The sequence below is a fragment of the Nocardiopsis protaetiae genome (assembly GCF_045446735.1).
GTDB lineage: Bacteria > Actinomycetota > Actinomycetes > Streptosporangiales > Streptosporangiaceae > Nocardiopsis > Nocardiopsis protaetiae.
This window is the reverse complement of the sequence record NZ_JBJJBV010000028.1, coordinates 17,380-40,610: the sequence shown is the minus strand read 5'-3', so window position 1 is coordinate 40,610 and position 23,231 is coordinate 17,380. Positions and strand designations below refer to the sequence as shown.

Sequence of the window (23,231 nt, the reverse complement as noted above, 5' to 3'; positions counted from 1 at the left end):
CACCGCCACCGGGTTCGGGGCGCGCTTCGACATGGAGTCCGACGCGTTCCTGCTACTGGTCCTCAGCCTGGCCGCCGCCCCGCTGCTGGGCCCCTGGACCCTGGGCATCGGCGCCATGCGGTACGTGTTCGCCGCGGCCGCCCGGTGGGCGCCCTGGCTGTCGGCGCCGCTGCCGCCCGGCCGGGCCCGCAAGGCGGTGGCCGCCGTCCAGGGGGTGGCGCTGGTGGCCGCCCTGGCACCGGCGGTCCCGCCGCCGGCCGGTGCCCTGGTGGTCGCCGCCGCCCTGGCCCTGCTGGTGTGGTCCTTCGGCCGGGACGTCCGGTGGCTGCACCGCCACCGGCCCGCGGGCTGAAAGGCTGGGGGCCCGATGTCCACAAACACGACGAGGAGGACCATGGCGCGGACCGCGCGGGCGTTCTGGACCCGATCCCCCGGCCACGGGGAGATCCGCGAGGAGCCCCTGGCCGACCCCGGGCCCGGCGAGGTGCTGGTGCGCACCCGCTACTCCGGGATCAGCCGGGGCACCGAGACCCTGGTGTTCGGCGGCGGGGTCCCGCCCGGCCAGTACCGGGTCATGCGCGCCCCCTTCCAGGAGGGCGACTTCCCCGGCCCCCTCAAGTACGGGTACCTCAACGTGGGCACCGTCGAGGAGGGCCCCGCCGACCTGGTGGGGCGGACGGTGTTCACCCTCCACCCCCACCAGGACCTGTTCACCGTCCCCGCCGCGGCGGTCTCCCCCGTTCCCGACGGGGTGCCCGCCGAGCGCGCGGTCCTGGCCGGGACCGTCGAGACGGCCGTCAACGCCCTGTGGGACGCCTCCCCCCTCATCGGCGACCGCATCGCCGTGGTGGGCGCCGGCATGGTGGGCTGCTGCGTGGCCCGCCTGGCCGCGCGGATCCCCGGGGTACGGGTGCAGCTGGTGGACGTCGACCCCGGACGCGCCCGCACCGCCGCCGCGCTGGGGGTGGGGTTCGCCGCGCCCGACGACGCCGACGCCGACTGCGACCTGGTCTTCCACGCCAGCGCCACCGAGGCCGGGCTGACCCGCTCGCTCGAACTGCTCGCCGCCGAGGGCGAGGTCGTGGAGCTGAGCTGGTACGGGGACCGACGGGTCATCCTGCCGCTGGGCGGGGAGTTCCACTCCCAGCGGCTGGCCGTGCGCGCCAGCCAGGTCGGGATGATCTCCCCCGCCCGGCGCTCCCGCTACGACCACGCCGAACGCCTGGGGCTGGCGCTGCGGCTGCTCGCCGACCCGGCCTTCGACGCCCTGCTGACCGGCCAGAGCCGTTTCGAGGAGCTGCCCTCGGTGCTGCCCCGGCTGGCCGACGGATCCCTGCCCGCCCTGTGCCACCGCATCGTCTACCCGGTCGTCGACTAAAGGAGTCCCGGTGTTCAGTGTGACGGTCCGCGACCACATGATGGTCGCCCACAGCTTCCGCGGCGAGGTGTTCGGGCCCGCCCGGGCCCTGCACGGCGCGACGTTCGTCGTGGACGCCACCGTGCACCGCGAGGAGCTGGACGCCGACGGCATCGTGGTGGACATCGGCGAGTTCTCCCGGGTCCTGGCCGGGGTCGTCGGTGAGCTGAACCACCGCAACCTGGACGACGTGCCCGAGTTCGCCGGGGTCAACACCACCACAGAGTTCCTGGCCCGGGTGGTGGCCGACCGGCTGGTGGAGCGGCTGGACGCACCGGCCCGGGGACTGGCGAAGGTCACGGTGACCCTGCACGAATCCCACGTGGCGTGGGCCTCCTACGAGCGTGGGCTGTGAACGTGTTCGTGGTGCCCGAGCCCGCCGCGCCCAGCGGCGGCCACACCTACGACCTGCGCCTGGCCAAGGCCCTGGGCCTGGACCGGGTGGAGGTGCCCGGGGCGTGGCCGCGGCCGGGCCCGCGGGACCTGGCGGGTCTGGAGGGCCTGCTGGCGGGCCTGCCCGACGGGTCGGCGGTGCTGCTGGACGGGCTGGTCGCCTGCGGTGCGCCGGAGGCGGTGCTGCCCCAGGCCGGGCGGCTGCGGGTCGTGGTGCTGGTCCACCTGCCGCTGGCCGACGAGACCGGTCTGGGCCCCGCCGCGGCCGCCGAACTGGAGCTGCGGGAGCGGGCGGTGCTGCGCGGGGCGGCGGCCGTCATCGCCACCGGGGAGGCGGCCGCCCGGGACCTGGCCGCCCGCCACGGCCTGGACCGGGTGGACGTCGCCCCGCCCGGGGTGGACCCGGCCCCCGAGGCCGGGCCCGGCGACGGGACGCGGCTGCTGTGCGTGGCCTCCCCCACCCCCCGCAAGGGCCACGACCTGCTCTTCACCGCCCTGGACCGGGTGCGCGACCTGCCCTGGACCTGCGTCTGTCCCGGCCCGCCCGCCCGCGGCGGCGACGCGTGGGAGACCCTCGTCCAGCGCGGGGCCCGCATCCTGGGCGAGCGCGTGGAACTGCCCGGCCCGCTCACCGGCGCCGCCCTGGACACCGCCTACGCCACCGCGGACCTGCTGGTGCTGCCCACCCGTGCCGAGACCTACGGCATGGTCGTCACCGAGGCGCTGGCCCGCGCCGTCCCCGTCCTGGCCACCGACGTGGGCGGGGTGCCCGAGGCCCTGGGCCTGGACCCGGAGGGCGGGCGGCCCGGCCTGCTCGTTCCACCCAACGATCCGGGCGCTCTGGCCCGCGCACTGCGCCGTTGGCTCACCGACCCGCCGCTGCGGGAACGGCTTCGGCGTTCGGCCCGCCGACGGCGCACCACCTTGACAGGATGGGAGGAGACGGCCCACTCGGTGAGTGCCGTCCTCGACCGGGAGGGGACCCCGTGAGCACCGCAGACACCCAGGAGTTCACACCGCACTGGCTGGCCGCCCGCGAGGACGCCGACACCCGCGCCCGCTCGCGCGGCCCGCTGGCCGCCCTGGCCGCGCACGGCGGCGCCGTCGCCGACCTGGGCTGCGGCACCGGGGCCCTGGCCCGCTGGACCGCCCCGCGCCTGCCCGGGGTGCGCAACTGGATGCTGTTCGACCGCGACCCGCGCCTGCTGGCCCTGGCCGGCGGACAGGTCCCGGTGCCCCGGGTGGAGACGCACCTGCTGGACCTGGGCCGGCTGCGCGCCGAGGACCTGGCGGGGGCCACCCTGGTGGCCGGTTCGGCCCTGCTGGACGTCCTCACCGAGGCGCAGGTGCTCACCGTCGCCGACGCGGTCGCGGGCACCGGCCTGCCCGCCTGGTTCACGCTGTCGGTGGCGGGCCGGGTGGTGCTCACCCCGGAGGATCCGCTGGACGCGGAGGTGGCCGCGGCGTTCAACGCCCACCAGCGCCGGGACGGGCGGCTGGGCCCCGACGCCGTGGAGGCCGCGATCGACGCGTTCGCCCGCCGCGGTTACCGGGCGACGACCTTCCCCAGCCCCTGGCGGCTGGGCCCGGACCCGGAGCCGGTCACCCGGATGTGGCTGGAGGGCTGGGTGGGCGCCGCCGCCGAACAGGATCCGCGGCCGCCGCTGGAGGGCTACCTCACCCGCCGCCTGGAGCAGCTGGACGCGGGCCTGCTGGCCGTCGTCGTCCACCACGACGACCTGCTGCTGATGCCTCCGGAGGACCGCCCATGACCCTGCGCGAACCCCCGCCAGCCCCGGCCGTTCCGACCACTGCGGCCGTACCGCCCGCCCCGACCGCGCACGGCGGCACCACCGCCGCGGGCGCCACCGCTACGGGCGCCACTATCGCGGGCGCGACCGCCGTGAGGGTCACCGCCGCGGACACCACTGCCACGGGTGTGACCGTCAGCGGTGCCGCCGACGGCCTCCGCGCAGCGGCCCCGGACCCCGGTGTGCGGGAGTGGTGGCGGCGCCGCCGGGGCGCGGTGCTGCGGGCGGTGGCGGGCGCCCTCATCCTGGCCGGGGTGCTGTGGTGGTACCCGCTGGAGGCGTTCACCGCCGCGCTGGCCGTGGTGGACGCCGGCGCGGTCGCCGCGGCCCTGGCCCTGGGCGCGGTCACCACGGTGCTGTGCGCGGCCCGGTGGCGGGTGGTGGCGCGGGCGGTGGGCCTGCGCCTGTCCCCGGCCCGGGCGGTGGCCGACTACTACCTGGCGCTGCTGCTGAACGCGCTGCTGCCCGCCGGGATCCTGGGCGACGCCCACCGCGCGATCGGCCACGGCCGCGCCAACGGCGACCTGGGCCGCGGGGTGCGGGCGGTGGTGCTGGAGCGCCTGGCCGGGCAGGCCGTGCTGTCGCTGGCCGTGGCGGTGCTGGTGCTCACCCTGCCCTCGACCCTGTGGGGCCCGGGCTGGGGCACCGCGGTGCCCTCCCTGCTGCTCCTGGCGACGGCCGCCGCGCTGCTCGCCGCCCTGGCCCGCGTGCCCCGGCTGCGCGCCTCCCGCGCGGGCCGGTTCCTGGCGGCGACGGTCCGCGACGTGCGTACCGGGCTGCTGGGGCGCGCCCCGGCGGTGCTGGCGCTGTCGGCGGCGGCGCTGGCCGGGCACGTGTCCCTGTTCCTGGTGGCCGCCCACCTGGTGGGCGTGGACGCCCCGCCGCTGCGGCTGGTGCCGCTCGCGCTGCTGGCGCTGGCGGCGATGAGCCTGCCGGTGAACGTGGGCGGGTGGGGCCCGCGCGAGGCCGCCACCGCGGCGGCGTTCGGCGCCGCCGGGCTGGGCGCCGAGCAGGGGGTGACGGTGTCGGTGGTCTACGGGCTGCTGGCGCTGGTGGCGGCGCTACCGGGCCTGGCCGTGCTGGTCGCGCGCCTGTTCCAGGGCTGCCAGATGCCCGGCGGCCCGCTGCGTGAGGAAGGCCAGCGCGGCCTCCCCCTTGGCGGCGCTCGCCCGTGAGGGCAGGCCCACCACGCCGTTGACGGTGTAGGCGGCCAGGCCCAGGGTGCCCATGTGGTCGCGCTCGTCGGCGCGGTGGTCGGCCTGGGCGTGGTCGGGGCTCACCAGGCCGGGGTGGGTGTGCAGCAGCACGGAGGTCTCCAGCTCCCCGGCGTGCATGTCCTGGTCGTTGGTGGTGGTGACGCCCGCGGCGGTGCGGGCGGCCTCCCACTCGCCGGGGCCGGGGAACAGGGCCATGCGCCCGCCCGACTGCTGGACGGTGTTGGCGAGCACGTGGTTGCCGCCGTGGCCGTTGACGAGCAGCAGGGGGAGCCCGCCCAGGGAGTCGGCGATGTCGGTGACCAGGGCGTGCAGGGTGGTCGCCGAGACGCTGACGGTGCCGGGCCAGGCGGCGTGCTCGTGGGAGCAGCCGAACGCCAGCGGGGGCAGCAGCCGCAGGTCGTGGGCCTCGGCGACGCGTTCGGCCAGGGCGCAGGCGATCAGGGTGTCGGTGGTGAGCGGCAAGTGGGGGCCGTGCTGTTCCAGGCTCCCCACGGGCAGGACGGCGGCGGCGGGGGTGCGCGCGCCCTCCTGCGGTGCGGTGGTGGCGGGCGGCGGCGGGAGTTCGTGCATGCCCCCAGTATTCAGGGGGACGGGGCAGGGTCTGCGAAGGCGGCGCCCACCTCGTCCAGGACGGCGTCCACCACCTCGTCCAGGGGGCCGGTGCCCTCCTGGGTCCACTCGTGCAGGCCGTGCAGCAGCGCGGACACGAACACCGACGCCAGCAGCCCGGGGCGGCTCATCCCGGCGGGCAGGGCGCGGTCCCCCAGCAGCCCGGTCATCTCGTGCAGGAACCCGCGCTGCCCGGCCAGGCGCCGCCCCAGCAGGGCGGGGTGCTTGAGGGCCAGGCGGGTGCTCTGCGCCCACTCCCGGTCCGGCGACAGGTCGCGGGCGGCGTAGACGGCGCGGACGGTGGCGCGCAGCGCGGTCCAGGCCGACTCGTGCGCGGGGCGGGCGCGCAGGGTGGTGAGGAACTCCTCCATGTGGGCGGTGTCGCCGTACAGGCAGGCGTCCTCCTTGCCCGCGAAGTAGTTGGAGAAGGTGCGCCGGGAGACCTCGGCGCCGGCGGCGATCTCCTCCACGGTGACCGCGTCCAGGCCGTGTTCGACGACCAGGCGCAGGGCGGCCTCGTGGATGCGCAGCCGCGTCCGCTCCTTCTTGCGTTCGCGCAGTCCCGGGGAGTCGTCCATGGTGACATGTTACACGGACTGAAAAATTGCCTAGAAGGCATCTTTGCGCACCATGCATGTATGCTGATGCGCGCAGGTCAACTCCGTTTACTTTTCTTCGCAGGAGTGCATGTGAGCGCGTCACGTCCGTTATCCGACACCGCCGGGACCCGGCCGCCCGTCATGCGGTCCCTCTCCGGGCTGCTCCTGGTCCTGGGTGTCACGATGCTCAGCGGCACGATCGTCTCGGTGGCGCTCCCCCAGATCGTCGGCTCGCTGAACGGCACCCAGTCGCAGTACACCTGGGTCGTCACCGCCGCGCTGCTGGCCTCCACCGCCTCCACGCCCGTCTGGGGCAAGCTCGCCGACCTCTTCGACAAGAAGCGGCTGCTCCAGATCTCCATCGTCATCTTCATCGTCGCCTCGCTGCTGTGCGGCCTGGCGCAGACCACCGGCCAGCTCATCGCCTTCCGCGCCCTCCAGGGCCTGGGCATGGGCGCCTCCCAGGTCCTGGTCCAGGTCGTCATCGGCAGCCTGGTCAGTCCCAAGGAACGCGGTAAGTTCAACGGCTACATCGGCGCCATCATGGCCGTGGCCACCGTCGGCGGCCCCCTCATCGGCGGCGCCATCACCGACATCTCCTGGCTGGGCTGGCGCTGGTGCTTCCTCATCGGCGTGCCGTTCATGCTCGTCGCCCTGGTCGTCCTGGCCCGCACCCTGCACCTGGAGGACGTGCGCCGCCCCGACACCAGGGTCGACTACGCGGGGGCCACCCTCATCGCCGCCGGGGTCAGCGTCCTGCTGCTGTGGATCACCTTCGTCGGCGGGGACTTCGCCTGGATCTCCTGGCCCAGCGCCGCCATGGTCGGCGGGGCCGCGGCCCTGCTCGGCCTGGCCGTGTGGGTCGAGTCCCGGGTGGCGGAGCCGGTCATCCCGCTGCACCTGGTCGTGCGCCGCGAGACCGCCGTCGCCATCCTGGCCAGCGTCGCCGTGGGCATGGCCATGTTCGGCGGCGCCGTGTTCCTGGGCCAGTACTTCCAGCTGGCCCGCGGCTACTCGCCCACCGAGGCCGGGCTGCTGACCATCCCGCTGATGCTGGGCGTCCTGGTCTCCTCCACCGTCTCCGGGCGCATGGTCTCCCGCTCCGGCCGGGTCAAGTCCTACGTCATGACCGGGTTGGTCACCCTCACCGCCGGGTTCCTCCTGCTGTCCACCATCGACGCCCACAGCTCCCTGGTGTACGTGGGCGCGGGCATGGCGCTGGTCGGCACCGGTGTGGGCCTGTCCATGCAGAACCTGGTGCTGGTGGTGCAGAACTCGGTGCCCCTGAGCGAGCTGGGCGCCGCCAGCGGCGCCATCACGTTCTTCCGCTCCCTGGGCGGCACCATCGGCGTGTCCGTCCTGGGCGCCGTCCTGGCCAACCGGGTCGCCACGAACATCACCGAGGGCCTGACCGCTGCCGGGGTGGACGCCTCCGGGGCCGCCGCATCCGGCAGCGGCACCCTCAACCTGGAGGCCATGCCGCCGTTCCTGCGCGACATCGTCGCCGACGCCTACGGCTCCGCCACCGGCGACATCTTCCTCGTCGCCACCGGCATCGCCGTGGTGGGCGTGCTCGTGGGCATCCTGCTGCCGCGGGTGCGCCTGCGCGACAGCCTGGACCTGCCCGAGCCGGTCGGGCAGGTCATCGCCGAGGCGGAGGAGGCCGGCACCTCGGACACCGGCACCGCGGGAACCGGCACCGCCGGGACCCGCCCGGCCACCGGCTGAGACCACCGGCCGAAACCACCGTGAAGCGCCCCGCCCCGGACCCCGGAGCGGGGCGCTTCACCGTTCGCAAAGCCCGACGGGGCAAGGGATTGCGCATTCGCATAACGGGTAATCTCGTGACGCGTCCTCCCCGGAGGAAAAAGGCCCCTCATCGGCACCGACCTGCCCACCGCCAGCAACACCATAAAGTGGCGCAGCGACTCGCACCCGACGCCCGCGTCGTCTACGTCGACAACGACGCGCTCGTCCTCGCCCACACCCTGCTGAAGGACACCGATTGAGGGCGCCACCCGGTTCATCGGCGCGGACCTGCGCGAGATCGACACCATGTCGGCCGCCGCCCGCGAGACCCTCGACTTCAACCGGCACATCGGCCTCACCCTCATGGGCACCATGGGCCACTTCGGCGACGTGGAGGAGACCCTCGGCATCGTCCGCACCTACTTGACATCCTCCCCCGCCTGAAGACGGGGGATTCCGGCTGACTCCGACTCAGGTCGAGTTGGAGTCACCGAGGTTCACGGACGCTCGACCGCTGGTGCGGTGTCGTCCCTCCGGCACAGGCCTCAGGGCCCGAGGTGGGGAGGCCCGCCCTGTCCTGCCGCGACGTTGCGTGAGGCGTTGGTGTCGGCGTTGCAGGTGAAACCGCAGCGGGAACAGACGAACTCGGCTTGGCTCTTGCGCGAGTTCTTGTCGATCCACTGGCAGTCGCTGCACCGCAGACTCGTGTACTGGGGTGGGATATCCTCCACCCGACCAGGGGCTTGTGCCCGGTCCGCGCCCGGAGCAGCCCCCACCCCTGGGCGAAGACCACCCGGTTCAACCCCGCCTTCTGCGCGACCCGCCTGCCCGGCTCCTCAACGGTGCCGCGCGCGGAACGGGTCATGTTCTTGATCTTCAGGTCTTCGAACCGGATCGTGTCGAACGAGCGCGCGAGCGTGGTGCTCGTCTTCTCGCACCAGTCCTTACGCCGGTTGGCCTCACTCTCCCGCAGTCGAGCGACCTCGGCATGCGCGGCCCTGCGCTGCGGGCTGCCCTTGGGCGCGCGGGCCGCGCGCCGCTGGTATTTGCGCACCTGTGCACGCTCCCTGGCGGTGAGCTGCGGGCAGTTCAAGGTGCGACCGTCCGACAGGGCTGCGGTAATGACCACGCCCCGGTCGATCCCGACCAAGCTGCCGTCACCGGGGGCGTCGACCGGGTCCGGCACGACGGCGAAGGACACATACCACCGCCCGGCCCGGTGGGTGACCCGGAACGTCTTGGCGTCAGGGAGGGCCCGGCGGGTGTTGCGGAATTTGACCCACCCGCATCCAGGGACCTGGATCTGTGCCCACTTCTTGTTGAGCTTCTCGACCCGTACCTGCCGGGACACGACCTGTTTGCCCTTGGCATTGAGCACCGCTTCACCGTCGGCGGTCCAGGCGGGGGCCCGGCCGGTGCCGATGACCCGGAACCCCTCGTGCCGGTACTTTTTGCGCCTGCCGGGATAGCCGTGGCTGCCGTTGAAGAAGTTGGCCAGAGCCTGGTCGAAGTCGCGCAGCGCCTGCTGCTGCACCTCGGCGTTACCCGAGGCCACCCACACGAAATAGTCGGCCTCCTCCGTGGTGAGGTCACCGGTGGGGGTACGGCGGACATCGGCGAGCATCGCCGCCATCCCCACATAGCGGACCGGCTTGGTGGTGCGGGCACCGCCCTTGCGGTAGGTGGAGTTGACCTCCCACGCCAGGTTCCAGGCATGCCGCGCCTGCGCGCAGTGGCCGAACATCACGGCCTCCTGCGCGCGGGTGGGATACAACCGGAACCTGGAAATGGTCTCATTGTAGTCCGATAATGGGACCATGAAGCATGTGAACCTCAGACTTCCCGACGACCTGAACGACAAGCTCAAGGAAGCCGCCGCCCGTGACGACCGGTCCGTGAACTCCTACCTTGTCGCCCTCATACGACGAACCGTCGAACAGCAGGGTGCGCCGGATTCCCGGAGGGAATCCAACTGACCTTGTCCTGTTTCACAGGAGACCGTATTCACCCCCGACTCGAAGGCGCCCTGCGAAAAACCCAGATGGACGCGCTGCCCCCGGGCAGCTTCCTGGCCGTCTGCGACGGGGTCGAGGCCCACCTCGAACCCGTCCAGGAGGAGAACCTCGCCGAGGCCATGGAGCTGTGGCAGCAGGGGGTGGCGCAGAACTACCACATGTGCTCGGTGGAGGACTTCACCCGCTACTTCGACGGTTTCGAGCTCCTGGACCCGGGCGTGGTCACGGTGATGCGCTGGCGCCCCGAGCCCGCCGAGATCGGCGACATCCGCGACCTGCCCCAGTACTGCGGCCTGGCCCGCAAGCCCTAGGGATCCCCGGGGACGGGCCGCCGCCGACCGGGCGGCGGCCCGTCACACGCCCGCCGCGCCGGGGAGCCCGCCGAACGTCGCAGGCGCGGGTTACGGTGGGCCCGCGCCCGGCGTCCGGGACCGGGCGCCCGAACAGCGGGAGCCCCCCCATGGCCGAGCTCGTCCACTTCGTCCACCAGTCCCTCGACGGCTACATCGAAGGCCCCGACGGGGAGTTCGACTGGCCCCTCATGGGGCCGGAGCTGTCCGAGGACTCCCGCGCCCTGAGCGAGCGCGCCGACGCCTACCTCTACGGCCGCGTCGTCTGGGAGATGATGTCGTCCTTCTGGCCCCACGCCGAGGACTTCTCCGACGACCCCCACGACCTGGCCTACGCCCCGCTCTGGCGGGCCAAACCCAAGGTCGTGGTGTCGCGCACCCTGGACAAGGCCGACTGGGACGCCCGCGTCGTCGACGGCGTCGAGAAGGTCGCCGACCTCAAGGCCGCGGGTGAGGACCTCGTCCTGTTCGGCGGCTCGTCCCTGGCCGCCGACCTCACCCGCCACCACCTCATCGACGAGTACCGGGTCTTCGTGCACCCGGTCGTCCTGGGCGGCGGCAAGCCCACGTTCCCCGACTCCGTCGGGCGCCTGGGCCTGACCCTGGTGGAGTCCCGGGTGTTCGACTCCCAGGTCGTCCTGCTGCGCTACCGCCGCGCCTGACCGCGGCGCGGTGCCTGACCTCGGCGGGGCGACGGAGCCACCCGGGGACCCACCGCCGCGTTCCACCGCGCCAGGAAGCCCGCCTCCCGCAGCGGCGGCGCCACCGGGGCGGCCGCCTCGCCGTAGGGGCCCTGCTCCAGCAGCCGCTTGACGTGCTCCCCGTACCGGGTGCGCCCCGACGGCAGGCACATCCCCCAGGCGGCGACGCCGACCACGACGATGCCCGCGACGGCGAGCGGCTCCAGGTCCCAGCCCAGGCGTCCGGCCACGGGGAACGCCACCAGCAGCGCCGCGGCCAGGGGGAGCAGGGCGAGCACCGACCGCGCCCACCAGAGCGCGGCGGAGGTGTACACCCCCGCGTTCCGGCCCTCGTGCTCGAACGCCTCCCGCAGGCCCCGCACCCGCTCCTCGGTCAGGAACGCCGCGAGGGCGTCCACGCCCACCGGCCCCGGACCGGCGCCGAACACCGCCTCCAGGAGGCCCGCCTGGACGGGCGAGGCCGGCGGGACCCGCGGGTCGCGCTGGAAGACCGGGGCGCCCTCGCCGGGTCGGCCCCCGTGCGCGGTGACGGCCCCGGAGCGGAGCAGGTCGTCCAGGACGGCCAGGAGTTGCCCCGCCGAGAGCGACCCCTCCACGAGGTGCCCGGCCAGCGCCCGGGACAGGCCCGGCGGCGGGCCCTCGCCGGCGTGCGCGGCCAGGCGGCGCCGCTCCCAGCGGTCGTGGACCGACAGCAGCAGGAAGGCCGCCACCAGGGCGGCGGCCAGCGCCCCGGCCCCGCTCCAGGTGATCCAGCCCGGCAGCGGCACCCACCGCGTGTCCGTCCGTGCGGGTGCCACCCGGTCGGCGGGCACCACCGCCTGCACCCGCAGGAACCGGCCCGCGCCCAGGTCGGCGTGGGAGAACGTGTGCGTCCCGGCGTCCACGCGCTCGCCGGCGTCGCACGCGCTCGGGAACCTGGCGCTGCCGTCGTGGAAGCAGTGGGCCCGCACCGTCTCGGGGGCGGTCAGCGAGACCCGCACCGACTCGACCGGATACCCATGGGAGCCCTGGACGAAGTCCCAGGTCAGCGTGGTGCCCTCGGGACCCTCCTCGGGCAGCCCCTCCAGGGTGTAGGACAGCACGTAGGTGCGCTCCCCGGTGGCCGGGGCCCCGGGTTCGCCCGCCAGCAGGGAGTGGCGGCCGCGGTGCTCTCCCTGTTCGATGATCCGCACCGGCGCCCCGGAGGGGTCCGACACCTCGACGTCGCGGATCCGCGCCACGTCGTAGCGCAGGTTGTGCTCGTTGACCGCCAGCGGGATCTCCCGGTACAGGCCCGGGGCCGCCTCGGCGCCGAAGTCCTGCACGACGGTCTCGGTGACGTGCAGGGCGCCCTCGCCGTCCAGGACGGCGTCCACGGTGAGCGAGCGCACCACCGGCCCGCCGTCCTCCGGCGCCGCGCACGCGGTCGGCGGTAGGGCCAGGGCGGCGGCCGCCAGGAGCGCGCGCGTCCGCTTGAGGCGCAGGGGCATGGGGGTCCTTCACGACGGGGGACGGGGAGAGGGGATCACGAAACACTAGCGACCCCTCGCCCCCGGCCGGGACCGCCCCTGCCCTCGGCCGCCCGTCCCGGCCACTCGCCTCAGCCGCCCAGGGCCATCCGCACGCCCAGCGCCAGCATGACCACCGCGATCACCCCGTCCAGCACCCGCCAGGCGCCCGGCCGGGAGAACACCGGCCGCAGCAGCCGGGCGCCGAACCCCAGGGAGAAGAACCACAGGAAGCTGGCGGTGACCGCGCCGGCCGCCCACCACCAGCGGGCGCCGTCGTACTGGTTGGCCAGGGAGCCCAGGAACAGCACGGTGTCCAGGTACACGTGCGGGTTGAGCCAGGTCAGCACCACCGCGGTGGCGATGGCCGCGCCGCGCCCCACCGCCTCGCCCGCGCTCGCGCCCGCCTCCAGCGCCCCGCCGCCCGGGCGCAGCGCCCGCCGGGCCGCCAGCACCCCGTACACGAGCAGGAACCCGGCGCCGAGCACCCGGACCACCGCCACCAATCCCGGCAGGGCCGTGACCACCGCGCCGATGCCCAGCACGCCCAGCGTGATCAGCAGGGCGTCGGACAGGGAGCAGACCAGGACCACCGGCAGGACCGTGGCGGTGCGCCCGGCGATGCCCAGGCGCAGGACGAAGGCGTTCTGGGCGCCGATGGCGATGATGAGGGCGAGCCCGGTACCCAGGCCGAGCACCGCGGGGAGAAGAGTCGCGTTCACAGGGGGAACGCTAGGACCGCGCCCGTGTGCAGTAAAGCTAAACTTTCTTAGAACCCCTAAGAGAGGCTTAATATGCCTTTTCAGTTCGAGCACCTGCGCACCCTCACCGCCCTGGTGGACGAGGGCACCTTCGAGGCCGCCGCCCGGGCCCTGCACGTGACGCCCTCGGCGGTGTCGCAGCGGGTCCGGGCCATGGAGCAGGCCGTGGGCAAGGTGCTGGTCCGGCGCACCACGCCGGTCACCACCACCCCCGCCGGGGACGTGGTCCTGCGCCACGCCCGGCAGGTCCTGGTGCTGGACGAGGACGTGCTGGGCGAGCTCGGGGCCGACGACGGCGACCGGCTGCTGCCGGTGGCGGTCAACGCCGACAGCCTGTCCACCTGGTTCCTGGAGGCGCTGGCCGTCGTCACCGAGGAGTTCGCGGTGGCGTTCGAGGTCCACCGCGAGGACGAGGAGCACACCACGTCCCTGCTGCGCTCGGGAACGGTGATGGCCGCGGTCACCTCCACCCCCGAGGCGGTCCAGGGCTGCACGGTGGAGGGGCTGGGCACCATGCGCTACCTGGTGGTGTGCACCCCCGAGTTCAACGACCGGTACCTGGACGGCCGCGGCGACCACGGGCTCCTGGCGCGCTCGCCCATGCTGAACTTCGACCGGCGCGACGACCTCCAGGACCGGTTCCTGCGCGAGGTGCTCGGCCACGAGCCGCGGGGGCCGCGCCACTACATCCCCGCCTCGCAGGACTTCGCCCGCGCCGTCCACCTGGGCATGGGCTGGGGCGCCGTACCCGAGGGGCAGTGCCGGGAGGCGCTGGCGGCCGGGGAGCTGGTCCCGCTCGCCCCCGACCACCCGGTCGACGTCCGCCTGTACTGGCAGCGCTGGAACCTGCGCTCCCCCGCCCTGGACCGCCTCACCGAGGTGGTCCGCCGCCACGCGGCCGCCCGCCTGCACCCCCTCTGACGCGGGTCAGGCGGAGCGGAGGCGGTCGCGGAGGGTGCGCGCCACGCGCGCCATCAGCGCCTCCGCCCCGGGCTGGTAGACCGCCGGGACCCGCGACTCGGTCAGGGCCGCGACGGCGAACACCGCGCCGTCGGCGTGCTCCACCACCCCCACCTCGTGGCGCAGGTTGAGCAGGCTCCCCGTCTTGGACGACCAGGTCGTCGCGTCCGACACGAAGTCCGGGGCCAGCCGGTGCCGCAGCACGTTGTTCCCCATCAGCCCGCGCACCCGCGCCGCCACCTCCGGGTGGATCTTGGACGGCGTCCACAGCGCCTGCAACAGGTCGGTGAAGGCCCGCGCGGTCCCCGTGCTCGCCCGCGCCACGTCCAGCTGCGGGATCCGGTGCCCCCGCCCCGCCGTGCCCGCGTCGATCGCCAGGCTGTGCGCCAGGTGCCCCTCGTCCGGGTCGAGCCGGTCCACCACCGTGTGGTGCAGCTCCCCCATCGCGTGCCGGACCGTGATGCCCGCGATCCCCGCCGCCCGCAGCGAGGCGGCCACCCGCTCCGGCGGGGTCAGCGCCAGCAGGGCGTCGGCGGCGGAGCCGTCGCTCAGGCAGGTGCTCAGGTACACCAGGTCCTCCAGCGCCACCCGGGCCGGGTGGCGGAACCGGGAGATGCCGATGGGCCCGGACGTGGTCACCCGCCCCGGGTCCACGAGGACCTGCTCGGCCCCGTCCAGCTCCCCGGCCTGCACCCGCTCCAGCACCGCGATGGCCAGCGGCACCTTGACCAGGGACGCCGAGGGGAACTCCACCTCGGGGTCGATCCCGATCTCGTCCCCCGTCCGCAGGTCCCGCACCAGGAACGACCCGCGCAGGCCGCCCTCTTCCAGCTCACGGCGCAGCCCGCGCAGCAGGGCGGTGGTGGTGGCGACGTTCACGGGGTCCTCCCGGGGTCGGGGACGGCGGCGGTGCCGGGGGCGGGATCGGGGTCGGCGTCCAGGCAGTGGGCCAGGGCCGCGGCCAGCGGGGCCAGCAACCGCTCCGCCTCCTCCGGTCCCTCGGCCACCAGATCGTAGCCGCGCTCCACCACCGGCTCCCCCAGCGCGCACCAGTACAGTCCCAGCGCCTCCGCCTGTCCCGCCGGGCACAGCAGCAGGTCGTCGCGGGCCAGCACCTCCGTCGCCGCGTCCGCCAGGGACGACGCCACCAGCACCTGCCCGGGTCCCAGCCCCAGGGCGTCGCGCGCACGCAGCAGGGGGTCGCGCACGTGCGGCACGTCGTCCTCGGGCTGGATCCACAGCCGGCGGCCGCCGCCCGCGCGCTCCCCGCGCCCCACCCGCAGCGTCTCCAGGTACAGGGTCCGCACCTGCGGCGCCGCCGCCGAGCCCACCCCCAGCGGGACCCGCCACGCGGCGCCCGCCGCGGGCACCGCGGCCACCGCCGCCCGCACCTCCCGGTCGCGCAGCGCCGCCGCCCGCACCGCGGGCGGTCCGGGCCGGAAGTCCAGCCGCAGCCCGGCGTCGCGCCCGGCCGCGCCCAGCGCCGCCAGGTCCCGGGTCGCGCACGTCTCGGGCACCGCCAGCCGCAGCGGGCTGTGCCGGGCGCGTTCGGCGTCGTACTCCAGCTCCTCCGCCAGCCGCACCAGGCGCCGCGCCGCGGGCAGCACCTCCCGCCCGAACGGCGTCAGCACCGCCCGGCGCGTCGACCGGTCGAACAGCAGGCCGCCCAGGTGGCGTTCCAGCGCCGCCACCCGGCGGCTGGCCACCGGCTGCGGAATGCGTGCGGCGGCCGCACCGGGGGTGAAACCTCCCCGGTCACTCACGTACACGAAGGCCCGACAGGCACCGACCAGATCCATGAACCGAGATTATGCCCGGAACGCATGGAAACGGCGGTTTCCGTCTTGGACGGCATGAGGTCCCGCGGGACAGACTGCCGATGAGGCCGCACCGGCCCGGCGTCCCCGGACCCGGCACGTCCCCATCCGCAGATGAAAGGCACCACTGATGCTCACCCGCACCGGCCTGCGACCGGCCGCCGCCACCCTGGCGCTGCTGGCCCTGACCGCCTGCACCACCCCGGCGGCCGAACCCCAGAGCGCGGCCGCGCCCTCGGCGGCGCCCTCCGCCGACGCCGGGTTCGCCGCCCTGGAGACCGAGTACGAGGCCCGCCTGGGCGTCTACGCCATCGACACCGGCACCGGCGAGGAGATCGCCTACCGGGCCGACGAGCGCTTCGCCTACGTCTCCACCCACAAGGCCCTGTCCGCGGGGGCGCTGCTCGCCGAACTCGACCTGGAGCAGATGGAGGAGGTCGTCACCTTCACCGAGGACGACCTGGTGGAGTACTCGCCCATCACCGAGCAGCACGTGGACACGGGGATGACCCTGATGGAGGTCATCGACGCCTCCGTGCGCTACAGCGACAACACCGCGGGCAACCTCACCCTGGACGCCCTCGGGGGCATCGACGGGTTCACCGAGGACCTGCGCGCCATCGGCGACGAGGTCACCGAGCCCGCCCGCTACGAGACCGAGCTCAACGAGGCCACCCCGGGCGACATCCGCGACACGAGCACCCCGCGGGCCATGGCCACCAGCCTGCGGGCGTACACCCTGGGCGACGTCCTGCCCGAGGACCGCCGCGAGGTGCTCATCGACCTGCTGGTCCGCAACACCACCGGCGACGCGACCATCCGCGCGGGCGTCCCCGAGGGGTGGATCGTCGGCGACAAGACCGGCTCGGGCGGCTACGGCACCCGAGCCGACATCGGGCTGGTGTGGCCGGAGGAGGGCGCCGACCCGATCGTGATCGCCGTGTACAGCTCCCAGGACGCCCAGGACGCGGAGCCGATCAACGAGATCCTGGCCGACGCCACCGAGATCGTGGTCGACGAGCTGGGCTGATCCCCCCGGGGGGTGCGGGGCGTCCCAACGGCCGCCCCGCACCCCCTTTCCGCCACCCTCCGAGCACGAAGGGATACCTCACGTGATGGAACTCTCCGTCCGCCACCTGGCCCCGGCGGCCCTGGCGGTCCTGCTGCCCCTGGCCGGCTGCGGGGGCGCCGACCCGGAACCGGCGGCGGCGCCGTCCTCGCCGCCGTCCGCCTCCGTGGCCGCCGTCGACGTCTCGGCGGAGCTGGCCGCCCTGGAGGAGGAGTTCGACGCCCACCTGGGGGTGTACGCGATCGACACCGGCACCGGGGCGGAGATCGCCCACCACGCCGACGACCGGTTCGCATACGCATCCACCCACAAGGCCCTGTCCGCGGGCGCCGTCCTGGAGCGCAACACCCTGGAGGAGATGGAGCGGGTCGTCACCTTCACCGAGGACGACCTGCTGCCGTGGACGCCCGTCACCGAGCGGCACGTGGACTCGGGCATGACGCTCCTGGAGGTCGCCGACGCCGCGGTCCGGTACAGCGACAACACCGCGGCCAACCTGCTGCTGGAGGAGCTGGGCGGGCCGCAGGGGTTCGAGGACGCGCTGCGCGGGATCGGCGACGAGGTCATCGAGGCCGAGCGCTGGGAGCCGGACCTGAGCGAGCACACCCCGGGCGAGGTCCGCGACACCAGCACCCCGCGGGCGATGGCCGCCAGCCTGCGGGCGTACACGCTGGGCGGCGTCCTGCCCGAGGACCGCCGCGAGGTGCTGGTGGACATGCTGCTGCGCAACACCACCGGCGACGCGACCATCCGCGCGGGCGTGCCCGAGGGCTGGATCGTCGGCGACAAGACCGGCGCGGCGAACCACGGGACCCGCAACGACATCGGCCTGCTGTGGCCGTCGGAGGGGGACGACCCGATCGTGCTGGCGATCATGTCCAGCCGCGAGGCCCCGGACGCCGAACGCCGCGACGAGCTCATCGCGGCGGCCGCGGGGGTCGTGGCGGAGGCCCTGGGCTGAGGTGTGCGACCGGGAGCGGCACGGCCTTGGCATCGGTCAGATTCTCTGCCTGATTTGGCCAGAGAGACTGAATACCAGGATGCCTCCCGATCGGAGCACCGCCACTCTTTTCCATCCCTTCATACGCCGCCGGAAAACCCGCGGCCGATGAAACCGGGGCCGTGGAGGGCACCCGGCGCCACCGCCGCCCGGCGCTCTCCCGCGGTCCGACCGGCGGTCCCGGGTCCGCGGCCCTCCCCGGCCCCCGGGGAGGGCCCGCAATCCACTTGACGGTGCGGCGGGGGTTCGTGTGTATTGGGGCGTCGGTTCCCGTTCGCACCCTCGGGGCGCCGCACTCCCGGATGCACGTCCACCGTCATCGCCGGGCGCCGCCGCGCGCCCGCTCCTCGGAAGAGGCCCCCTGTGAACGGCATCGACCTCGACGCCCCCGTCATCTCCCGCCGCGGCCTGACCATCGCCGCGCCGCTGCGCACCGTGTGGGGCCTGCACGCCGCCCACACCTCCTGGCCGGACTGGCACCCCGGCATCGACGAGGTGCTGGGCGCCGAGCCCGAGCTGACCCCGGGGATGACCCTGCACTGGCTCGTCGGCGACTCCGACATCGTCTCCACGGTCCACGAGGTGGTGCCCGAGCGGCGGACCCTGTGGAGCGGGACGAGCTTCGGCACCACCGGGGTCCACGCCTGGATCTTCACCCCCGTCGACGGCGGGGTGCGGGCCGAGAGCCAGGAGTCCTGGAGCGGTGAGCGGGTGCTCGCCGACGTGGCGGCGGCGCAGCGGGATCTGGACGCCGCCCTGGACGCCTGGCTAGGCCACCTCAAGGCGGCCGCCGAGGCCGCCTGACCCTCCGCAGGCACCCCGCAGGACCGCCCTCGTGAGTTGAAGGGCGGTCCTTTTTGCGCTTAAGGTTACCGAGTAACCCGGTTACCGGGTAACTCCTCGAACGAACCCGGAGGTCCACGTGCCGGTCAAGTACGGGCTGCTGGCGCTGCTCTCCCGCGCCCCCGCCACCACCTACCAGCTCAAGAAGGACTTCGACCTCACCACCGGCCGCACCTGGCCGCTCAACATCGGCCAGGTCTCCACCACCCTGCGCCGCCTGGAGCGCGACGGCCTGCTCGAACGCGACGGCGGCACCGCGGACGGCACTACGGGCGACGCCGCGGCCGAGCCCTGGCGCCTCACCGACGCCGGCCGCGACGAGCTCGCCCGCTGGTGGCTCAGCCCGGTGTCCCGCAAGCACCAGGGCCGCGACGAGCTGATGGTCAAGCTCACCATGGCCGTCGTCGTCCCGGGCGTGGACGTCACCGCCCTGGTGCAGCGGCAGCGGTCGGCGATGCAGCGGCTGCTGCACGACGTCACCCGCGCCCGGCGCGCGGTCGAGCCGGGCGACCTGACCGCCCGGCTGGTGCTGGACCACCACATCTTCGCGACCGAGGCCGAACTGCGCTGGCTGGACGCGGTCGAGGGCGAGGTGGCCCGCGCGGGCCTCGACCTGCCCGCCGCCCCCGCCCCCGCCGACGCCCCCACCGGTACCGACGCGCCCTCCGAGGTGAACCGATGAGCCGACCCTCCCCCGCCCCCTCCCCGGCCGACGCCGGCACCCCCGACCCGCCCGCCCCCGTCCTCGCCCTGTCCGGGGTGACCCGGGTCCACGGCGAGGACGCCCGGCGCGTGAGCGCCCTCGTCGACGCCGACCTGGTCCTGCACCCCGGCGAGTTCGTCGCCGTCATGGGCCCCTCCGGCTCGGGCAAGTCGACCCTGCTCCACCTGGCCGGCGGCCTGGACGCCCCGACCTCGGGCCGGGTCCTGGTCCAGGGCACCGACCTGGGCACCCTCTCCGCCGCAGACCGGGCCGTGGTGCGCCGCCGCTCGGTCGGCTACGTGTTCCAGGACTTCAACCTGCTGCCCGCCCTCACCGCCGCCGAGAACGTCGCGTTCCCCCTGGAGCTGGACGGCCTGGCCGCGCGCAGAGCCCGCCGCGCCGCCCTGGACGCCCTGGCGGAGGTGGGCGTGGCCGAGCTGGCCGACCGCCGCCCCGAGGACATGTCCGGCGGGCAGGCCCAGCGCGTGGCGATCGCCCGGGCCCTGGTGGGCCCGCGCCGCCTGCTGCTGGCCGACGAACCCACGGGGGCGCTGGACTCGGCGACCGGGACCGCCGTGCTGCGGCTGCTGCGCGACCGCGCCGACGCGGGCGCGGCGGTGCTGATGGTCACCCACGAGGCGCGGTTCGCCGCCTGGGCGGACCGGACGGTGTTCCTGCGCGACGGCCGGATCATCGACGAGACCGGCCCCTCCGACGCCGACGAGCTGCTGGGCGGTGCCCGGTGACGCTGGAGTCCCCCCGCGGGCCGGCGGCCCGCTGGAACCGGTGGCGCCCCCTGCTGCGGCTGGCCGCCCGCGACGCGGCCCGCCACCGCGCGCGCACCGCGCTGGCCTCGCTCCTGGTCTCCCTGCCGGTGGCCGCGCTGATCGCGGGCACCTCCCTGACGGAGTCGGGGCCGCCCGCCCGGGAGACCGCGCTGGCGGGCGTCCCGGACGGGGCGCAGGCGGTGGTGACCGCCACCGCCGTGCACCGCACCGGCGAGCCGTTCCCGCAGCTGCCCGAGGGCGCGCCGGGCCCGTGGGCCGACGACACCGAGCAGATGCCCGCCACCCCGGAGGAGGTGGCCGCGCACCTGCCCGCCGAGAACCGGCTGCTGCCCTACTGGAACTCGCCGGAGCTGCTGGCCACCACCGGCATCGACCTGGAGCCGGGTGAGGAGGCCCTCGCGGGCGCCCACGTGGTGGAGGGCATCGACCTCGCCGGGGTGGCCACCGTGCGGATGACCGAGGCGGGCGGCGAGGCGCTGGACCTGCTGCTGCCCGAACCCGCCGAGGGGGCCGCCCCGGCGGACGCGGCCGAGGTCGTGGTCACCTCCGCCCTCGCCGACCGCCTGGACCTGGGGGTGGGGGACGCGGTCACCTTCGTCGCCCCGCCGTTCAACGGCTGGTTCGGCGTGGACGGGCGGATCGGCGACGCCGTGCAGGACTCCCAGCGCGCCTTCCGGGTGTCGGGCGTCGTGACCGACGCCGAGCCGCGGGCCTGGGCGCACGACACCTGGGTGTCCCGCCTGGCCGAGGCGGACCCGCGGGGGATCGACCGGCGCTGGCTGGTGGTCGGCCCGGCCCCGGTGACCTGGGAGCAGGCGCGGGCGCTCAACCCGCTCCAGGCGTTCGCGGTGTCCCGGCACGTGCTCACCGACGGCTACCCGGACCGGGCGGACCTGTACCCGGTGCCGGTCGACCCGCGGCAGGTGCTGCTGGGGGCCGTCTCGGTGGCCCTCACCGCGGCGCTGGGCGCGATGCTGGTGCTGTTCCTGGTCACCCCGGCGTTCGCGGTGTCCACCGACCAGGCCCGCCGCACCCTGGGCCTGGCGGCGGCGACCGGCGCCGCCCCGGCGGACCTGCGGCGCACCATCACGGCGCAGGGGCTCCTGGTGGGCCTGGCGGGCGGTGTGCCGGGCGCGGCCCTGGGGGCGGGCCTGGCGTTCGCCGCCGACCTGGTGCTGGCGCGGATGCGACGGGCGGACCCGGGGGTGATCGACCCGGGCGTCCACTTCTCCTGGTGGGTGTTCCCGGCGGCGATCGGGGTGGCCGTGCTGCTGGGGGTGCTCGCCACCCTGGTCCCGGCCCGCACCGCGGCGCGCCTGCAACCGGTGGAGGCGCTCAAGGACCGGCCGGCCCGGCGCCGCCGCCGCGGGGCGGACCGGCCCGCGTTCCGCCTGCTGTCCGCCGCCGCGGGTCCGCTCCTGCTGGCGGCGGCGGTCGCGGCGGGGGCGGCGAGCCTGGCGCTCCCGGTGCCCGAGCGCCCGCAGCACCTGCCGCCGATGGGGATGCCCCCGGGCTCGGGTCCGATCCTGGGCCTGCTGGTGCTCACCCTCGGGTGCGCGGTGGCGGGGCTGATGCTGTGCGTGCGGTCGATCACCATCTCGGGGGCCCGGTTCGCGGGCCGGCTCCCCCTGGCTCCGCGGCTGGCCCTGCGCGACGCCGCCGACCACCGGTCCCGGTTCCTGCCGGCCGCCCTCGCGGTGCTGGTCACGGTGTGCGCCGCGTCCTACCTGGCGGTCATGGCCGGTTCCACCACGGCCAACGAGAAGAACCGGACCGGTGAGGCGGTCGCGGGCGGGCGACTGGTGCTGGGCGCCGAGGTCCCCGTCGGCGAGGAGTTCGACCGCCTGGTCCTCACCGACACCATCGACGCGCTCGCCGGGGAGCTGCCCGTGGTCGGCCACGAGCCGATCCACTCACCCAGGTCCTCCGGGGAGGTCGAGGCCGTGTACTTCGGCCCGCTGCCGCCCGAGGGCCGCGCCTGCCCCGCGGACCGGTACCCCGACACCGCCGCGTCGATCGAGGTCGGCGCGCCCCTGGATTGCACCGGCTGGGAGCGGGCCTACGCGCCGGGGATGTCCACCGCCTGGTGGGGCGGCTCCAGCGGCTTCGTCCTGACGGGGGACGCGCTGCGCGCCTCCGGGCTGCCCGGGGCGGAGGAGGCCGCGCGGGTGCTGGACTCCGGGGGTGTGGTGGTCAACAGCGCGGCCGTGCTGTCCGCGGACGGCACGGTGCGGGTCGCCCTCTCCTCGGAGGCGCTGCCCACCGAGGACACCGCCGAACGCGTGGTGGAGCTGCCCGGCGCGTTCCTGCGCGGGTTCGCCGCGGAGTCGTCCCTGTCCCCGGAGACGGCGCGGGAGCTGGGGATCACCGGCCTGGAGTACATCGCCGAGTACCCGGTCCTGTCCCGGGAGCTCACCCACGCCGAGCTGGACCGGGCCCGGGAGATCGTCCAGGGGCACACGACGCTGGTGAGGATGGCCGAGCCCCGGCACCGGTACCCGTGGGGGTACACGCAGTCGCTGGTCCCCATCGCCCTGCTGGCCGTCCTGGCCGTGGCGGCGGCCGCGATCTCGCTGCTGCTGGCCCGCACCCAGTCCCGGCGGGACTTCGCCACCATGAACGCGGTCGGGGCGGCCCCGCGGTTCCTGCGCCGGTTCGCGTTCACCCAGGCGGCGCTGGTCCTGGCCGCGGGCCTGCCGCTGGGCCTGGTGTCCGGCATCGCCCTGGGCGCCTACCGGATCTCCTGGAACCGTTCGGTGCAGGTGGACGGCGCCTGGCTGGACACCGTCCCGCTGTGGGGCGTGCAGGCGGTGCTGGCGCTGGCGGTGACCACCGTGGGGCTGGCGGCCGCGACCCTGGCCGGGCGCCCGCCGCGGCGGATCACCCGCCGCGCCATCGACTGACCCCCGGCACACGACCGCGCCCCGGACGGGTTCCCGTCC

At 75.0% G+C, this 23,231-nt stretch carries 25 protein-coding genes and 1 pseudogene; 19 read left to right on the top strand and 7 right to left on the bottom strand.

Going from position 1 to position 23,231, the window contains the following annotated elements:
• From ACJOT3_RS07135 to ACJOT3_RS07110, 6 genes and pseudogenes are all read left to right on the top strand, one after another.
• A pseudogene (locus tag ACJOT3_RS07135) lies at nucleotides 1–352 on the top strand (CDP-alcohol phosphatidyltransferase family protein); the annotation flags it as partial.
• 42 nt (nucleotides 353–394) lie between these two features.
• The gene (locus ACJOT3_RS07130; protein ID WP_406970065.1) at nucleotides 395–1,378 is read left to right on the top strand and encodes a zinc-dependent alcohol dehydrogenase; all 984 of its coding nucleotides are present in this window, start codon (nucleotides 395–397) and stop codon (nucleotides 1,376–1,378) included.
• A 10-nt stretch (nucleotides 1,379–1,388) separates the two neighbouring features.
• Entirely contained in the window at nucleotides 1,389–1,772 is a 384-nt protein-coding gene (locus tag ACJOT3_RS07125) for a 6-pyruvoyl trahydropterin synthase family protein (protein WP_406970063.1), read from the top strand.
• Nucleotides 1,769–2,800, top strand: coding sequence for a glycosyltransferase family 4 protein (locus tag ACJOT3_RS07120; RefSeq protein ID WP_406970061.1), 1,032 nt, complete (start codon nucleotides 1,769–1,771; stop codon nucleotides 2,798–2,800). Before ACJOT3_RS07125 ends, ACJOT3_RS07120 begins: the two co-directional genes overlap by 4 nt.
• Nucleotides 2,797–3,582, top strand: coding sequence for a class I SAM-dependent methyltransferase (locus tag ACJOT3_RS07115; protein WP_406970059.1), 786 nt, complete (start codon nucleotides 2,797–2,799; stop codon nucleotides 3,580–3,582). Before ACJOT3_RS07120 ends, ACJOT3_RS07115 begins: the two co-directional genes overlap by 4 nt.
• Nucleotides 3,579–4,796, top strand: a complete 1,218-nt coding sequence (locus tag ACJOT3_RS07110; RefSeq protein WP_406970057.1) for a lysylphosphatidylglycerol synthase domain-containing protein — start codon at nucleotides 3,579–3,581, stop codon at nucleotides 4,794–4,796. The genes ACJOT3_RS07115 and ACJOT3_RS07110 overlap by 4 nt, the downstream gene beginning before the upstream one ends.
• Here the strand turns inward: ACJOT3_RS07110 and ACJOT3_RS07105 are convergent.
• Both ACJOT3_RS07105 and ACJOT3_RS07100 read right to left on the bottom strand, forming a co-directional pair.
• Nucleotides 4,683–5,408: a creatininase family protein gene (locus tag ACJOT3_RS07105; protein ID WP_406970055.1), complete on the bottom strand. Its 726-nt coding sequence runs from the start codon at nucleotides 5,406–5,408 to the stop codon at nucleotides 4,683–4,685. The genes ACJOT3_RS07110 and ACJOT3_RS07105 overlap by 114 nt on opposite strands.
• Before the next feature lie 11 nt (nucleotides 5,409–5,419).
• Entirely contained in the window at nucleotides 5,420–6,025 is a 606-nt protein-coding gene (locus ACJOT3_RS07100) for a TetR/AcrR family transcriptional regulator (RefSeq protein WP_406970053.1), read from the bottom strand.
• Nucleotides 6,026–6,187: 162 nt separating this feature from the next.
• On the opposite strand from ACJOT3_RS07100, the gene ACJOT3_RS07095 reads away from it, so the two are divergent.
• From ACJOT3_RS07095 to ACJOT3_RS07085, 3 genes are all read left to right on the top strand, one after another.
• Nucleotides 6,188–7,774: an MDR family MFS transporter gene (locus ACJOT3_RS07095; RefSeq protein WP_406970073.1), complete on the top strand. Its 1,587-nt coding sequence runs from the start codon at nucleotides 6,188–6,190 to the stop codon at nucleotides 7,772–7,774.
• Nucleotides 7,775–7,962: 188 nt separating this feature from the next.
• Nucleotides 7,963–8,055, top strand: a complete 93-nt coding sequence (locus ACJOT3_RS07090; protein ID WP_406970051.1) for an SAM-dependent methyltransferase — start codon at nucleotides 7,963–7,965, stop codon at nucleotides 8,053–8,055.
• Complete coding sequence (locus ACJOT3_RS07085) at nucleotides 8,051–8,239, top strand: SAM-dependent methyltransferase (protein WP_406970071.1); 189 nt, start codon at nucleotides 8,051–8,053, stop codon at nucleotides 8,237–8,239. The genes ACJOT3_RS07090 and ACJOT3_RS07085 overlap by 5 nt, the downstream gene beginning before the upstream one ends.
• A 43-nt stretch (nucleotides 8,240–8,282) precedes the next feature.
• Here the strand turns inward: ACJOT3_RS07085 and ACJOT3_RS07075 are convergent, their stop codons facing one another.
• Entirely contained in the window at nucleotides 8,283–9,569 is a 1,287-nt protein-coding gene (locus ACJOT3_RS07075) for an RNA-guided endonuclease InsQ/TnpB family protein (protein ID WP_421536134.1), read from the bottom strand.
• A gap of 43 nt (nucleotides 9,570–9,612) precedes the next feature.
• Between ACJOT3_RS07075 and ACJOT3_RS07070 the strand changes: the two genes are divergently transcribed.
• From ACJOT3_RS07070 to ACJOT3_RS07060, 3 genes are all read left to right on the top strand, one after another.
• Nucleotides 9,613–9,771: an Arc family DNA-binding protein gene (locus ACJOT3_RS07070; RefSeq protein ID WP_406970049.1), complete on the top strand. Its 159-nt coding sequence runs from the start codon at nucleotides 9,613–9,615 to the stop codon at nucleotides 9,769–9,771.
• 65 nt (nucleotides 9,772–9,836) lie between these two features.
• Complete coding sequence (locus tag ACJOT3_RS07065) at nucleotides 9,837–10,121, top strand: SAM-dependent methyltransferase (protein ID WP_406970048.1); 285 nt, start codon at nucleotides 9,837–9,839, stop codon at nucleotides 10,119–10,121.
• Nucleotides 10,122–10,270: 149 nt separating this feature from the next.
• Entirely contained in the window at nucleotides 10,271–10,822 is a 552-nt protein-coding gene (locus tag ACJOT3_RS07060) for a dihydrofolate reductase family protein (protein ID WP_406970046.1), read from the top strand.
• Here the strand turns inward: ACJOT3_RS07060 and ACJOT3_RS07055 are convergent.
• The gene (locus ACJOT3_RS07055; protein WP_406970044.1) at nucleotides 10,807–12,330 is read right to left on the bottom strand and encodes a DUF2207 domain-containing protein; all 1,524 of its coding nucleotides are present in this window, start codon (nucleotides 12,328–12,330) and stop codon (nucleotides 10,807–10,809) included. The genes ACJOT3_RS07060 and ACJOT3_RS07055 overlap by 16 nt on opposite strands.
• Before the next feature lie 110 nt (nucleotides 12,331–12,440).
• On the bottom strand, nucleotides 12,441–13,070 hold the full coding sequence (locus ACJOT3_RS07050) for a LysE/ArgO family amino acid transporter (protein ID WP_406970042.1): 630 nt from the start codon (nucleotides 13,068–13,070) through the stop codon (nucleotides 12,441–12,443).
• Between the two features lie 72 nt (nucleotides 13,071–13,142).
• On the opposite strand from ACJOT3_RS07050, the gene ACJOT3_RS07045 reads away from it, so the two are divergent.
• Complete coding sequence (locus ACJOT3_RS07045; RefSeq protein WP_406970041.1) at nucleotides 13,143–14,030, top strand: LysR family transcriptional regulator ArgP; 888 nt, start codon at nucleotides 13,143–13,145, stop codon at nucleotides 14,028–14,030.
• A gap of 6 nt (nucleotides 14,031–14,036) precedes the next feature.
• Here the strand turns inward: ACJOT3_RS07045 and ACJOT3_RS07040 are convergent, their stop codons facing one another.
• Nucleotides 14,037–14,948 carry a serine hydrolase gene (locus tag ACJOT3_RS07040; protein ID WP_406970039.1) on the bottom strand — a complete coding sequence of 304 codons (912 nt, stop codon included), beginning with the start codon at nucleotides 14,946–14,948 and terminating at the stop codon, nucleotides 14,037–14,039.
• Nucleotides 14,945–15,868: a LysR family transcriptional regulator gene (locus ACJOT3_RS07035; protein ID WP_406970037.1), complete on the bottom strand. Its 924-nt coding sequence runs from the start codon at nucleotides 15,866–15,868 to the stop codon at nucleotides 14,945–14,947. The genes ACJOT3_RS07040 and ACJOT3_RS07035 overlap by 4 nt, the downstream gene beginning before the upstream one ends.
• Nucleotides 15,869–16,016: 148 nt before the next feature.
• Here ACJOT3_RS07035 and bla (ACJOT3_RS07030) point away from each other — a divergent pair, with 148 nt between their 5' ends.
• The 6 genes from bla (ACJOT3_RS07030) to ACJOT3_RS07005 all read left to right on the top strand — a co-directional run bounded on the left by bla (ACJOT3_RS07030) (nucleotide 16,017) and on the right by ACJOT3_RS07005 (nucleotide 23,192).
• A complete protein-coding gene (gene bla, locus ACJOT3_RS07030; protein WP_406970035.1) occupies nucleotides 16,017–16,916 on the top strand; it encodes a class A beta-lactamase in 900 nt (299 codons plus the stop codon).
• An 85-nt stretch (nucleotides 16,917–17,001) separates the two neighbouring features.
• Nucleotides 17,002–17,916 (top strand): class A beta-lactamase, encoded by a 915-nt coding sequence (gene bla / locus ACJOT3_RS07025; protein WP_406970033.1) that lies wholly within the window; start codon nucleotides 17,002–17,004, stop codon nucleotides 17,914–17,916.
• A gap of 402 nt (nucleotides 17,917–18,318) precedes the next feature.
• A complete protein-coding gene (locus ACJOT3_RS07020) occupies nucleotides 18,319–18,759 on the top strand; it encodes an SRPBCC family protein (RefSeq protein ID WP_406970031.1) in 441 nt (146 codons plus the stop codon).
• Nucleotides 18,760–18,877: 118 nt separating this feature from the next.
• Complete coding sequence (locus tag ACJOT3_RS07015) at nucleotides 18,878–19,480, top strand: PadR family transcriptional regulator (RefSeq protein ID WP_406970029.1); 603 nt, start codon at nucleotides 18,878–18,880, stop codon at nucleotides 19,478–19,480.
• Nucleotides 19,477–20,247, top strand: coding sequence for an ABC transporter ATP-binding protein (locus ACJOT3_RS07010; RefSeq protein WP_406970027.1), 771 nt, complete (start codon nucleotides 19,477–19,479; stop codon nucleotides 20,245–20,247). Before ACJOT3_RS07015 ends, ACJOT3_RS07010 begins: the two co-directional genes overlap by 4 nt.
• A complete protein-coding gene (locus tag ACJOT3_RS07005; RefSeq protein WP_406970026.1) occupies nucleotides 20,244–23,192 on the top strand; it encodes an FtsX-like permease family protein in 2,949 nt (982 codons plus the stop codon). Before ACJOT3_RS07010 ends, ACJOT3_RS07005 begins: the two co-directional genes overlap by 4 nt.
• Nucleotides 23,193–23,231 lie beyond the last annotated feature (39 nt).

Bases quoted from the DNA above. Each gene is read 5' to 3' on its own strand.
- ACJOT3_RS07095 (WP_406970073.1), top strand. From the start codon at position 6,188: ATGCGGTCCCTCTCCGGGCTGCTCCTGGTCCTGGGTGTCACGATGCTC.
- ACJOT3_RS07130 (WP_406970065.1), top strand. From the start codon at position 395: ATGGCGCGGACCGCGCGGGCGTTCTGGACCCGATCCCCCGGCCACGGG.
- ACJOT3_RS07100 (WP_406970053.1), bottom strand. From the start codon at position 6,025: ATGGACGACTCCCCGGGACTGCGCGAACGCAAGAAGGAGCGGACGCGG.
- ACJOT3_RS07060 (WP_406970046.1), top strand. From the start codon at position 10,271: ATGGCCGAGCTCGTCCACTTCGTCCACCAGTCCCTCGACGGCTACATC.
- ACJOT3_RS07065 (WP_406970048.1), top strand. From the start codon at position 9,837: ATGGACGCGCTGCCCCCGGGCAGCTTCCTGGCCGTCTGCGACGGGGTC.
- ACJOT3_RS07010 (WP_406970027.1), top strand. From the start codon at position 19,477: ATGAGCCGACCCTCCCCCGCCCCCTCCCCGGCCGACGCCGGCACCCCC.
- ACJOT3_RS07110 (WP_406970057.1), top strand. From the start codon at position 3,579: ATGACCCTGCGCGAACCCCCGCCAGCCCCGGCCGTTCCGACCACTGCG.
- ACJOT3_RS07045 (WP_406970041.1), top strand. From the start codon at position 13,143: ATGCCTTTTCAGTTCGAGCACCTGCGCACCCTCACCGCCCTGGTGGAC.
- ACJOT3_RS07055 (WP_406970044.1), bottom strand. From the start codon at position 12,330: ATGCCCCTGCGCCTCAAGCGGACGCGCGCGCTCCTGGCGGCCGCCGCC.
- bla (WP_406970035.1), top strand. From the start codon at position 16,017: ATGCTCACCCGCACCGGCCTGCGACCGGCCGCCGCCACCCTGGCGCTG.
- bla (WP_406970033.1), top strand. From the start codon at position 17,002: ATGGAACTCTCCGTCCGCCACCTGGCCCCGGCGGCCCTGGCGGTCCTG.
- ACJOT3_RS07105 (WP_406970055.1), bottom strand. From the start codon at position 5,408: ATGCACGAACTCCCGCCGCCGCCCGCCACCACCGCACCGCAGGAGGGC.
- ACJOT3_RS07035 (WP_406970037.1), bottom strand. From the start codon at position 15,868: ATGGATCTGGTCGGTGCCTGTCGGGCCTTCGTGTACGTGAGTGACCGG.
- ACJOT3_RS07070 (WP_406970049.1), top strand. From the start codon at position 9,613: ATGAAGCATGTGAACCTCAGACTTCCCGACGACCTGAACGACAAGCTC.